Raw genomic sequence first — 13,216 nt, 5'->3', positions numbered from 1 at the left:
AATTTTCTTTTAAACAAATTGTTAAGTCATTAATTTTGCGGACCAGACCGTAAATGCAAAAAGGTAGAAAACGAAATATCTTTGTCGCAGCAACATATGCTGCTACTCTTCTATTGGGATTGATCCTCGGACAGAATTACTCTGACCAACAAGGATTCAATACCGGAGGATCTCTTGTGCCTATTGGATTATCAGATAACTCTTATAAAATACAACAGGTAGTCGATCTTATTTCAAATCGATATGTAGATAGCATTAATATGGACTCCGTCCAAAATGGAGCAATAAACCATATAATATCCCATCTTGACCCATATTCAACCTTCTTGACTCCAAATGAATCTCAAACCCAAACAGAGGTCCTGGAAGGTACATTCGAAGGAATTGGAATGGAATACTTCAACCTGAATGATACCTTATTGGTAGTAGGTGTTATTACAAACGGGCCCGCTGATAAAGGTGGATTTAAAGTAGGAGATAGAATCCTTAAGATCGGAAAACGAGACATTGCTGGTCATTCAGTGTCCAAAGAAGAAGTTGAAAAATTAATGCGTGGAAAAAGAGGGTCAACCGTGCAGATGATAATTGAGCGTGATTCTGCAGTCATGTCAACACCATTAAAAGCCGTTCGTGATCAGATAAATGTCAGCTCACTTGACGTAGCCTATCTTATTAAACCAACCATAGGGTTTATAAGAATAAGAAGATTTTCCCTGAAAACTGCTGAAGAATTTAAAAATGCAATTATTGACCTTAAAAAACAAGGTGCGAAAAGTCTAATATTGGACCTTAGGGACAATGGTGGTGGATATTTTCATATTGCCATTAAGATGGCCAGCGAATTCTTTCCTGATCAGCGACTCATGGTCTATACCGAAGGGGCTCATGAAGCCAGACAGGATTATCTTTCCGAAGGAAAAGGTAGCTATGACCACGGTCGATTGGTGGTATTAGTCAATGAGAGAACAGCATCAGCCAGTGAAGTCGTTTCTGGAGCTGTACAAGACTGGGATAGAGGTACAATTATAGGAAGAAGGACCTACGGTAAGGCAACTGTGCAAGAACTGTTCGACTTCTCAGATGGCTCTACAATTAACCTCAGTATAGCTAGATATTACACTCCTCTGGGACGTAGCATCCAACGTAAATATAGCCCAAATTGGTCTATTATGAATGACTATGTGTCCATGTACAGTGGTTTATGGTCTCTTGATACAACATATGCACATGCACAGGCGTACCAAACCAAACTCGGAAAAAAATTGTATAGTGGTGGCGGTATTGTACCAGATATAATAATACCAGTGGATTCTAATGAGGTGAGTCTTTTGTATAAAGACCTTGTACAGTCCAGTCTGATAGAACAATTTGTATACAGCCGATTCACCAAAAAATTACCAGCTTATTCAATCGAGAACTTTCTCCAAGGATATAACCTCCCAAGAACGGAATACAATAGCTTTATTAAATTTTTGACCGATCGTGGTTGGAATATATCTCCTGGAAAACAACGAGATTTGCACGACCTCATACAAAGTGATATTGAAGCGCTTTTGGGAAGATATTATTTCGGAAGAGAGGCTTATTTCAAAGTGAAAAATAGATATGACGCCTTCATAGAATCTGCATTGGCACAGCTCGGAGTCGTCAACAATAATTCCTAATAATCCTATTAATTAAGACTGATGTCTGCATAAATAGGGTAGTGGTCAGACATCTTCTTCTTCACCACCTGATAATTGTTCACTGAAAAGTTCTTTTCACAGAAAATGTAGTCAATCTGAAGAATGGGCAATAACTCATAATGGGTAACACCCCAACCATTTCCCTTTTCCTGAAATGCATTTTTCAGATCTTTTCCTATTAAATTAACTGAATAGGACATAGGCGTATCATTAAAGTCGCCCATAACAATCTTGGGATATTTCGTTTCTTCAATATGATCAAACAAAGATTCAGCCTGGTCGCTGCGCTGTTCAAATGCCCATTTTAATTTTCTGCCAACACGTTTTGTTTTGGTCTCTTCAGTACCATCTCCAGTTTTAGGATTCTGAATGAATTCCTTGTCCTCACTCTGTAGACCAAAGGAACGTAAATGAACGTTATATACCCTTACCGTATCCTCGTTCTTAACAATGTCAACATAAATGATCCGGTTGATACCATATTCATTCTTCTTGATCAATCCCGAATTGATAATCGGAAACTTAGAAAAAATAACCTGCCCATAGGCATTATATTCATTCTGTTGCGAAGGAGCAAAATAATAGCTGTCAAAATTATTGTGAGATTTGATCTTCTCACTGAATTTTTTGTTCCCTTTGATCGTACTGCTGAACTCCTGCAAGCAGAGCACATCGGGATCAACATCTTTGATGATTTCTGTGAAAACATCCTTAGCAGGCGTCTCTGTCTTCTCAACAGATTCAAACATATGCACATTGTAAGTCATAACCCGCAAAGATGAATCGTTCTTTGTCCGTGGTTCAACAGAATTGAACGTGACATGCTTCGTCATTAAATTCCAACCTATTAAAATAGCAATTAGGGAAAACAGAGAATACTTAGGTTTCCGTAAAATCCAGTAAAAGATAAAACCTAAATTAATCAATAAGATGGGTAAATAGCCCAACCCTAAAAACGAACTCGGCCAAAAGGATTTCGGATTAATAATAGAAGCTGAATAACATACAAAAAGAGCAACTATAGCTGCTAGGTTGCCCAGCATAATGGTCTTGCTAAAAAAACCGAGATTCTTCTTTTTGATTAACATTATTCTTGCTCTTCTCTACTTATCCTAAATAGGATTTCTTTTTCCCGTGAAGATAGACTTTCGTATCCATTTTGAGAAATTTTATCCAAAATTTCATCTATAACTTCCTGGTTCGGAAGATCACCTTTGTAACTACGGTAAGTAGGAACTTTTTTGACAGGATGGACCACCCGAAGTTTCTTCTTTCGTTGAAAAACAAACCACTTGCTCAAATCATTTCCCGCCTGTAATTGATACATGAAAATCGCTCCCCAAAGAATCGCAATAGGAAAGGTTGCTGCCGCAGCTCGATTAGCAAACAAGTAAAATAAAATCTCTAATGAAAAGAAAACAATAGCAATGGTCCGAAAACGAACAGTCCCAAACAAAAACAACCTGATCTCCAAATTGGGAACCAAAACCATTATGCTCGCAACCAAAGAAGCCAATCCCATCGAATTCGAAAACAAAGAAGAATAAGGCCCCTTAGCCAAAAATTCAACCTGCGATAAAGCCAGAAAACTCAACCCGCTCAAGAAAAATGAAACAAAGAAAACGGTTAGTAATTGGCGCTTGTTTAGAAAATTCAGAAAAGTAGTGCCCATCCAATATAACCAAAGACAATCGAATACAATCCGGAATAAACCGTCGTAGACGAATGGATAGGTAATCAACGTCCATGGACGCAAAATAAACTCCGAAAATGTATTCGGAAGAGTCAAGTTGGTCAACATCCAATCATAAAGCGGAAAGCTGATCACTCCTAGGTCAACTAATAAATCAGCAATATGAAGTAGGACAAATAGAATAATCTGAATAGATAGTATATAAGGAATTGGAGAACCTGTTTGATAGGTTGTCCTGAAGAACATTTTTAATCCACTTTCCTTTTTCATATCTATCGAGACAATCTTAATAATAATTTGTTCTTTTTATTCCCCACATTTTTAAAAGAATAAACCCAAATAAGGCACCTCCAACATGCGCCAAGTGGGCAATTGATGACCCTGAACTCGAAAAACCCAAAACAATTTCAATGACAATCAGAATGGGAATAAAATATTTAGCCTTAATTGGGACCGGTAAAAAGATCAACATAAGTTCTGCATTTGGAAACAAATACCCATATGCCAAAAGCAACCCGTAAATCGCCCCTGAAGCTCCTACCAATGGTGTGCCGTATATCGAAAGTAATGTTCCCAATTGATCTTGTGTAATCGGCAAATTAGTTGAAACCATACCTGTAGTATAGTTGAAATTCAAGAATTGAGACGCTTTAACAGTGCCAGCAATGCTATAAACCTCAAACGCTTGGACACCATATTGCAAAACCAAAGCCCCTAAACCACAAATTAAATAATAGTTCAGAAAGCGCTTTGGACCCAAAATCCGCTCAATAACAGCACCAAACATCACCAACGCAAACATATTGAAGAAAATATGGCCAAAACCTCCATGCATAAACATATAGGTGATAATCTGCCAGATCTTGAAAAATGGTGAATCTGGATAAAAAACTCCAAAGAATCTCGTAGCTTGATCAAAAATCATCGATCCAATAAAACAAACAATATTGATGATCAATAGATTCTTCGTTACTGTAGGTAAATTTCCTAAAAGGTTATTCATATAATAATTTCAAAATTAAATGATCCTACCAAAGCGCTCGGCTAACTCCTGTAGGGTATAAGTAATAATTACGGGCTTCCCAAAAAGAGAAATGTTTGGTGACTCACAAGCAAATAACTTGTCGATCAATTCAGCCATACCATCATTGTCTAATTTCGTACCCGGTTTAATCGAAGCATTCTTCGCCAAACTTTTTGCTAATCGCTCCCTCTTGTTCAGACGCAAGTCGCTCTGGTTCTTGAAATCCTCCAATAACTTCTCGATAATCTGGCTCTCATTGATGTTTTCCAAATCCGCCGGAATTCCATCTACAATATACGTAGTTTTCCCAAATGGACGTAATTGAAATCCCAATGAATGGATTTCAGGCAAAATATCCTGAACCAAAGCAAAATCAGCCGGATTCAACTCAATGGTCTGTGGAAACAAACTCTGCTGGCTCGTCCCTTGATTATTCGTTAATTGTTGTTGAAATTGCTCAAAAAGAATCCGCTCATGCGCAGCTTGTTGATCTATCAACATAAATCCAGAATGTATTTGAGATACTATATAACGGTTGTGCAACTGGAAAAATTGCTTCTTCGGCTGGTCCGATGGCTGGATAATTTCAGCCTCTGATCTAACATCTTCCTCCGTGGGAAGAAGACTGAGTTGCTCCGCTTCTTCCGTTTCCGTAATCTGATATAAACTGTCCCAGTTCTGTGGAATAGCGCTCCTCCGTTCAACCTGTTCCGGTGCAATATAACTACGTGTATGTTTTTTTACACCATCATCAAATGGATTGAAATTCGGATTGAAGTTGATCGTTGGTGCTTGAATCTCATCCAAAGGTTTCGGAGTAATCAAGTTGTTGAAACCCGTTTCCTGTTCAAAATCCAAGGTGGGAGCAATGTTATACCTCCCAATACTGCGCTTTACCGCTGACCTAAGAATAGCATAGATCGCCTTTTCATCCTCATATTTAATCTCTGTTTTGGTAGGATGAACGTTGATGTCGATTTTTGATGGATCGATATCGATAAACAAGACATATAACGGAAATGTATCAGCTGGTAGGATCTCCTCATATGCATTCATGACAGCATGATTCAAATAAGGATCTTTTATGTATCGGTTGTTTACGAAAAAAAACTGCTCACCGCGAGTTTTCTTGGCAAATTCAGGCTTACCAATAAATCCATTGATGTTCAAAATACTCGTCGTCTCCTCAACAGGAACCAACCTCTGATTGTAGTTGTTGCCAAATAAGTGAACAATCCGTTGTTTCAAAGTTTCTTTAGGCAAATGAAACAATTCATTGCCATCACTATGGAAACTGAAGAATATATTGGGATGTGCCAATGCAACACGTTGGAACTCGTCGATGATATGTCGAAGCTCAACAGAATTGCTTTTTAAGAAGTTCCTTCTAGCAGGAATATTGTAGAAAAGGTTTTTTACAGAAATGCTCGTGCCTGCAGGAGCTTGGTCTGGGTATTGTTGGATAACCTCTGATCCTTCGATCTCTACTACCGTACCCAACTCATCCTCAATGCGTCGAGTCTTAAGTTCCACGTGGGCAATAGCTGCTATAGAGGCCATCGCCTCACCTCGAAATCCCATCGTACGAATCGCAAATAGATCCTCTGCCTTCCTGATCTTCGAGGTAGCATGTCGCTCAAAACATAAACGAGCATCCGTAACGCTCATACCACAGCCATTGTCAATCACCTGGATCAATGACTTCCCCGCATCTTTGATAATAAGTTTTATATGATCTGCCCCAGCATCTATAGCATTCTCCATCAGTTCCTTGATCGCTGAAGAGGGACGCTGTACAACCTCGCCCGCCGCAATCTGATTTGCTACTGAATCTGGAAGCAATTGAATTATATCCGACATAATCTACAAAGGTACAAAAATGACTCCAATCAATAGGATTTTAGCCCACCTCTTTAAACTAATTATTGTCAAATATTTTGAATAACCATAAGACCTTTTATGATAAATGTTTATCCGCAATTAATTGGTCAAATATTTTTATGACTCCCGGAACTTGAGCCTCCTCCAATTCATACATCTCCATGTCAAAAAACTTAACTTCTTCTATTTCATTGGTTGGGTGGATATCTTCAATCAATTCGTAAAGAAAACAATCCTGTTCCATAAGAATGTTTGATGATTCGCCATAGTGCTGTTATTTGACATTAATATTGTAAGACCTGTTCGGTGCCTCCAACACCCCGCCCTGGTTGGTGTCTCCACCAACCAGTAAACCTGGCTCAAGTTTCAATTGTATCTTTAAAATCTCCTTTAATAGGATTGTTTTGCAAATAAAAAATCCCGCTTCTAAAAACGGGATTTTAATTTATTAATCAACTATTTTGTCAATAATAGCTATTGCTTTGTCCAAATCTTCTTTTGTGACGGTCAGATGCGGTCTGAATCGGATACTCTTATCGCCACATCCAAGGATCAACATGTTCTCGGACATTGCATCCTTCACAAATTTATCCCTGATTTCTTCTGAAGGCAAATCGAATGCGATGAGAAGCCCTTTACCCCGAACATTACTGATGCTTGGGTGTTTTTCCTCCAGTTCCATTAATTTAACTTGAAGATATTCCCCTAATGTTTCTGCCTTGTTTACTAATCCTTCCTTTTCGATGATTTCAAGAATCAACTTAAAGCGAATCATGTCCACCAAGTTGCCACCAAAAGTAGAATTGATACGGCTCGATTCCTGGAATACATTCTTCTCAACACGGTCAAATTTCTCCCTGTTCGCCAAAATGCCACAAACCTGGGTTTTCTTGCCAAATGAAATAACATCAGGTACTATACCGTAATGTTGGTAACACCACATCTTTCCAGTCATCGCAATTCCTGTCTGAACTTCGTCCAAAATTAGGATGATATCGTGCTGGTCACAGATCTCACGCAATTTCTGGAAAAATTCCTTCCTAAAATGATTGTCACCACCTTCTGCTTGAATAGGCTCCAAAATTAAACAGGCAATGTCATTGGGATTGCTCGCAATGGCAGACTCAATTTCTTGTATCGCTTGCTTCTCGAGTTCTACGGTAGCAGCAACAGATTCTTCAGTCAATGGAAAAGTCAACTTCGGATTCGTAATCCTTGGCCAATTAAATTTTGGGAAATACATGTATTTCCTCGGGTCTTTTGTGTTCGTCAAGGATAATGTATAACCAGTCCTGCCATGGAATGCTTGCTTAAAATGGATCACCTGACTTGCCTCTTGGTCAATCCCTTTTGAAAGGTTCAACCTCGTCTTCCAGTCAAATGCAGCTTTTAGAGCATTCTCAACGGCCAATCCTCCACCGTCAATAAAAAAGCAGTAGCTTAACTCTTGGGGAATCCCAACACGCTCAAAAGTATCCATAAAATCAGCATATTCGTCAGGATAAATATCCGATAAAGCTAATTTGTTAATCGATACTTTTTCAAGCTGCTTTTCATTCGCCAGAATATATGGATGATTATATCCAACCGGTGAGGATGCAAACATGCTGAACATGTCCAAATACTCCTTACCATCGATGTCTACGATATAAGAACCGTGGGATTTGTCCAGGTCCATAACAACAGGTAGCCCATCTGCCAATATATGTTTTGCTAATCTTTTATGTGTTTCTCTCATAATGGTTTATAAATCAAATTTAATACCTTGTGCCAAAGGCAAGCTTGTTGTGTAGTTAATAGTATTGGTTTGTCTGCGCATATATATTTTCCATGCATCAGATCCTGACTCACGGCCGCCACCAGTGTCTTTCTCTCCCCCGAAAGCACCACCGATCTCAGCGCCGGAAGTACCAATGTTAACATTGGCAATCCCACAGTCAGACCCATTCTGACTCAAGAACAACTCAGCCTCTCGTAAACTGTTGGTCATGATCGCTGATGAAAGTCCTTGTCTTACGCCATTTTGCAGCGCAATCGCCTCATCAACCTCACCCTTGTATTTTATCAAATATAAAATCGGTGCAAATGTCTCATGTTGTACAATCTCATAATGATTTTCAACTTCTGCTATGACAGGTGTTACATAACAGCCACTCTCATAACCTGATCCTTGCAATACTTCGCCTTTGGTCAGTAACTTGCCACCCTCTGCCTTGATCTTGTCAAGAGCTGATAAGTACATATCAACTGCCGCGGTGTCGATCAAAGGGCCCATATGGTTTTTGCTGTCCAATGGATCTCCAATCTTTATTTGTTTGTAGGCGTCAACCAATGATTTCTTAACCTTATCGTAAATGCTTTCATGGATAATCAACCTCCTTGTGCTCGTACAGCGTTGTCCTGCTGTCCCAACCGCGCCGAAAACCGCTCCAATGATCGTCATCTTTAAATCTGCTGATGGACTTACAATAATGGCATTGTTGCCACCTAACTCCAACAATGATTTTCCTAAACGCTGTGCCACAACTCCAGCAACAGCTTTACCCATACGCGTAGAACCTGTAGCCGAAACCAATGGAATCCGATCATCCTCAGCAATCCATTTCCCTACCTCAGCATCTCCGGTAACAACCGATGAAATGCCCTCAGGCAATTTATTGGATTTTAAAATCTCCCCAATGATGTTCTGGCAGGCAACAGCACATAGAGGAGTCTTTTCGCTCGGTTTCCAAACAACAACATCCCCACAAACTAATGCTAAGGCAGCATTCCAAGACCAAACTGCTACAGGAAAGTTAAATGCAGTGATTATTCCTACAATCCCTAGTGGATGATATTGATCGTACATCCTGTGGCCAGGTCTTTCAGAATGAATGGTATTGCCATATAACTGTCTGCTTAATCCTACAGCAAAATCACAGATGTCGATCATCTCCTGTACCTCACCTAAACCTTCCTGGTAGGATTTTCCCATTTCATAGGATACCAATTTCCCTAAAACAGGCTTCAATTCACGCAATTTCTCTCCTAATTGACGGACTATCTCCCCACGCTTAGGCGCAGGAATATCCCTCCAAATCAATTTAGCCTTCTCAGCCTCTTCTATAACTTTATCGTATTCCTTTTTTGTAGTGCACTTTACCTTGGCAATCAACTTTCCATTTGTAGGAGAGTAAGAATCAATCAATTCACCCTTAGCAAACCATTTGTTTCCCGTAGAGGTACCTAGATTCTCAGACTCAATCCCAAGTGCTTTTAATTCTTTTGATGTCATAATATGGTTTATATTATTCGAAATTTTCATAAATATAGAGAATTATTTTTGTTATTTTATATATTAGACAGTAGATTGTTTAGAGTTATAAAATTTTGTGATACGAGAATTACGAAATTTAACCAATAACAAGTCCCAAAAATTTAAATTGATGACCAATGTCATTGTTAAAAGATAAGAAGAACCTTAATTTAGAACTATAATCATATTATAAAAACAATAAATATTTAAACCCTAATCATTAAACCAGTAATATCTCATATCTCATATCCCACATCTCACATCTAATATCTCACATCTCACATCTCAATACTAATATGGACTACTACCAAATCGAACAATTACTAACACCTGAACAGCTTTTGGTTCGCGATTCGATAAGTGAATTTGTCAAATCTGAAATCTCTCCTATAATCGATCAGTATGCACAAGAGCACAAGGAAATTCCTGATCTGATGAAAAAATTGGGCAGAATTGGTGCCCTGGGGCCATTTATCCCCGAACAGTACGGTGGGGCAGGCCTCGATCAGATCGCATACGGACTTATAATGCAGGAATTGGAATATGGCGATTCTGCAATCCGATCCGCAGCATCTGTACAATCTTCATTGGTCATGTACCCTATATATAGTTTTGGATCAGAAGACCAAAAACTAAAATTCCTCCCTGGATTAGGAAAAGGTGAACTTATTGGTGCATTCGGCTTGACAGAACCCAACCATGGATCCGACCCAGCTGGAATGGAAACAAAATTGATAAAAGATGGAGATGGATATAGATTGAATGGTGCAAAAATGTGGATCACCAATGCGCCGATCTGTGACATTGCTGTGGTATGGGCTAGAGACGAAGAAAAGAAAATCAGAGGGGTCATCGTAGAAAGAGGCTTCGAAGGATTCAGTACACCCGAAACACTGAATAAGTGGTCCCTGCGGGCATCAAAAACAGGAGAGTTGGTTTTTGATCAAGTATATATCCCTAAAGAAAACATCTTACCAGAGGTGAATTCGATGCGCGGACCATTGTCATGCCTCAATTCTGCCCGATACGGAATTTCTTGGGGTGCGATCGGAGCTGCCGTTGATTGCTACCAAACAGCCCTGAAATATGCTAAAGAACGCCAACAATTCGGAAAACCAATAGCATCATTCCAATTGCAACAGAAAAAAATGGCCGAAATGGTCACAGAAATCACCAAAGCACAGCTGCTATCCCTACGTTTGGGACAATTGAAAAATGAAGACCAAGCAACACCAGCGCAGATATCAATGGCTAAAAGAAATAATGTAAATATGGCCCTGCAGATCGCTCGCGACGCTCGACAGATACTCGGTGCAATGGGCATAGTAGGCGACTATCCTATTATGCGACATATGATGAACCTGGAATCGGTCATCACTTATGAAGGAACTCATGATATCCATCTATTGATCACAGGTAATGATATAACAGGAATCAGCGCATTTTAAATGTCGCCCCTGACCCAGTTGAACTTTTGTGTATGAAGGGGGATATTGTCTAAGTCTATTTTCGTCAATTCCAAGGTTATAGGAGTTTCAGAATTTACCGTGGTTAAGATAATATTCCCATTATTCCCTTTTTTGTAAGTGGCATGGATTCCTCTCTCGCCATATTTAGCAACAATCTTCACTTCCTTCTTTTTACGGTCTACTATGATCTGATAATCCGTGCTCTTGGACTCGTAATTCTGAATAATCAGCTTTGTATCGGTCATAAATATAAACTTCTGCCAATTTTCCGATATGCCTATCAGATTTTTGTTCTTCTGTTCCTTGTCTGTAATATAGAAAGCTCCATATAGCTCTGATTCTGGATCGTTAAAAGCATTCCTTATTTCACTAGAATTGTTTTTCGAACTTAAAGACACGCCAACAGTAATCACAATCAATAAGTACTTTATACTAATAATTGAAATCCTGCCTATTTTTCGAAGTTATGTTCAAATTGGGAAAACTGACCAAGGAGGTGGATTTGCCCTGGCAGAGAAAAGCAAACAGTCTCTGGATATTTGGAGCTAATAGAAATAGGCAAAATAATACCAAAGCAGTCGAAACCATTTTTACCGGCACGTTGTAAAAGTAATTAATGGCCATGACGTTCAAACTTGTGGCCAATGTAATGAGAGCGCCCAATGTTGCGGTCTTCCTAAAGAGCAAGAGGACCCCCAATACCTCAACGATTCCTATAAATATATTATAACCATACGATGCTCCAAAAAATGTCCAAGCCAATGTCATAGGGTGCATATTGTAAAGAGGTGACACAAGAGTAAGATGGAAAGGAAATGGAAATTGGCTTTGGTAAAGTTTCGCAATGCCATATTGTATCATCATCAGCCCTATATAATATCTAACAATTACCGTGAGCCAATAATAGAGTGTGTTGTAGTTCTTCGTCCCTTTGGCAAAAATTGACCAAACAAGAGTGCCAATTAGCGAAAGCATTAGAACAATAAACAATGTATACCAATGAAAGCTGGTGTCACCACTACCACCGAAACCGTAGGTGATGGTTCGGTCATCTTGAAAGATATGGTTAGCCACCCAATTCGCCGAAACCAGCAGCGCATCAATTTTCAACAGGGGTTGCGGATTCAATAAGATCAATGTCCCGTTGTTGAATAAAAGTGTAAACAGGACTATAAACAAAAAAGTGAACCTGAATAATATAGGATTGCTTGGAAAGTAAGCTGAGCTTACACTTTGGTTATCATTGTCCATGGTTATGATTGGGTTTGATTAAAGATAATTGATTTTTGGGGGCTTCGAAAGCTGATATTGTGTATTTAAGGTTTTTTAACAGCGACAGGTGATGGGGGTTTATTTGACTGCTATTGACTCTGCTGGTTCTTGTTATGGTCTTGTTCCTGTCTCGGTATACTCTGGTTCGTCTCTCGTTCGGACCTTGTCCGGACCTTGTTCGGAGCTTCTTCGGAAAACACCCGAACGAGGTGCGAACGAAAGAGGACTGAGAGTGGAAGGAGAGTGGAAGGAGAGTGGAAGGAGAGTGGAAGGAGAGTGGAAGGAGATCAAAACAACCGCCGTGGCCGGTGTCCCCACCGGCCACCTGTTAAACTGTGATTGATCGGATTAATCATGTTTGACATGATTATATGTGGAAAGGCTGAAAGGTGAAATGTGGAGCAGGGATGGTAATGATGAGCAAAAGCCCCATCGGGGTCAAATGCCAGGGGCATGAAATATATCTTAAATGCCTTTCCGTTTCCGTGCCCGCCGGGGTCGGCCGGGGGCGCGCTTTCCCCCGCTGGCGTACCCGCGAGCCGGCCTTTTGGCCATTGGCCGAAAAATTATCTTTCAATGGCATAGCGAGTTACGGTCATTCTGCAAAAAATGTTGTGCCGGGGTCTTGGAAGTAATGTGCAAATGTCCCTATCTTTGCACCACTCCGCAAGGGAGGGACGGCGGAAACGCCACTGAAATGAGGGGAAGGACGGGCGACACCGCAGGCGGCACGATGCCGGCACGGGAAGCCGAAAAGGGGYCGCGAAAATTATTTCAAAATAAATTTTGCGGATTCGAAAAAAGCTCCTACCTTTGCAGTCCCAACCAGGGGAAACGGCGATGGGCGCGACGCCCGGAGCCAACAGAAATGACAGTTCAGGAGTGCTCAAGCACTCT

General features: G+C 40.0%; 11 protein-coding genes. 2 read left to right on the top strand and 9 right to left on the bottom strand.

From position 1 onward, the window contains the following. The first annotated feature begins 53 nt into the window (after positions 1-53). Complete coding sequence (locus CRT24_RS07090; RefSeq protein WP_099370544.1) at positions 54-1,664, top strand: S41 family peptidase; 1,611 nt, start codon at positions 54-56, stop codon at positions 1,662-1,664. An 8-nt stretch (positions 1,665-1,672) separates the two neighbouring features. Here the strand turns inward: CRT24_RS07090 and CRT24_RS07085 are convergent, their stop codons facing one another. From CRT24_RS07085 to CRT24_RS07060, 7 genes are all read right to left on the bottom strand, one after another. Further along, entirely contained in the window at positions 1,673-2,518 is an 846-nt protein-coding gene (locus tag CRT24_RS07085) for an endonuclease/exonuclease/phosphatase family protein (RefSeq protein ID WP_257213984.1), read from the bottom strand. A 254-nt stretch (positions 2,519-2,772) separates the two neighbouring features. Continuing rightward, the gene (locus CRT24_RS07080) at positions 2,773-3,648 is read right to left on the bottom strand and encodes a rhomboid family intramembrane serine protease (RefSeq protein WP_099370542.1); all 876 of its coding nucleotides are present in this window, start codon (positions 3,646-3,648) and stop codon (positions 2,773-2,775) included. Between the two features lie 16 nt (positions 3,649-3,664). Beyond that, complete coding sequence (locus CRT24_RS07075; RefSeq protein ID WP_099370541.1) at positions 3,665-4,381, bottom strand: rhomboid family intramembrane serine protease; 717 nt, start codon at positions 4,379-4,381, stop codon at positions 3,665-3,667. A gap of 15 nt (positions 4,382-4,396) precedes the next feature. After that, the gene (gene mutL, locus CRT24_RS07070) at positions 4,397-6,262 is read right to left on the bottom strand and encodes a DNA mismatch repair endonuclease MutL (RefSeq protein ID WP_099370540.1); all 1,866 of its coding nucleotides are present in this window, start codon (positions 6,260-6,262) and stop codon (positions 4,397-4,399) included. Positions 6,263-6,359: 97 nt separating this feature from the next. Next, positions 6,360-6,527, bottom strand: a complete 168-nt coding sequence (locus CRT24_RS20840; RefSeq protein WP_180269083.1) for a hypothetical protein — start codon at positions 6,525-6,527, stop codon at positions 6,360-6,362. Positions 6,528-6,731: 204 nt separating this feature from the next. Next, positions 6,732-8,021 carry an L-lysine 6-transaminase gene (lat, locus tag CRT24_RS07065; RefSeq protein ID WP_180269082.1) on the bottom strand — a complete coding sequence of 430 codons (1,290 nt, stop codon included), beginning with the start codon at positions 8,019-8,021 and terminating at the stop codon, positions 6,732-6,734. A gap of 6 nt (positions 8,022-8,027) precedes the next feature. Beyond that, a complete protein-coding gene (locus CRT24_RS07060; protein ID WP_099370538.1) occupies positions 8,028-9,557 on the bottom strand; it encodes an aldehyde dehydrogenase family protein in 1,530 nt (509 codons plus the stop codon). Between the two features lie 317 nt (positions 9,558-9,874). Here CRT24_RS07060 and CRT24_RS07055 point away from each other — a divergent pair, with 317 nt between their 5' ends. Continuing rightward, complete coding sequence (locus CRT24_RS07055) at positions 9,875-11,026, top strand: acyl-CoA dehydrogenase family protein (RefSeq protein WP_218962589.1); 1,152 nt, start codon at positions 9,875-9,877, stop codon at positions 11,024-11,026. On the opposite strand, the gene CRT24_RS07050 is transcribed toward CRT24_RS07055, so the two are convergent. Both CRT24_RS07050 and CRT24_RS07045 read right to left on the bottom strand, forming a co-directional pair. Further along, the gene (locus CRT24_RS07050; RefSeq protein WP_099370536.1) at positions 11,023-11,466 is read right to left on the bottom strand and encodes a hypothetical protein; all 444 of its coding nucleotides are present in this window, start codon (positions 11,464-11,466) and stop codon (positions 11,023-11,025) included. The genes CRT24_RS07055 and CRT24_RS07050 overlap by 4 nt on opposite strands. 13 nt (positions 11,467-11,479) lie before the next feature. Continuing rightward, a complete protein-coding gene (locus CRT24_RS07045; RefSeq protein WP_099370535.1) occupies positions 11,480-12,298 on the bottom strand; it encodes a hypothetical protein in 819 nt (272 codons plus the stop codon). Positions 12,299-13,216: the final 918 nt, after the last annotated feature.

This window comes from Sphingobacterium sp. 1.A.5 (assembly GCF_002734235.1).
Classification (GTDB): Bacteria; Bacteroidota; Bacteroidia; order Sphingobacteriales; family Sphingobacteriaceae; genus Sphingobacterium; species Sphingobacterium daejeonense.
The sequence above is the reverse complement of the archived record's forward strand: the minus strand, read 5'-3'. Positions and strand labels throughout refer to the sequence as shown.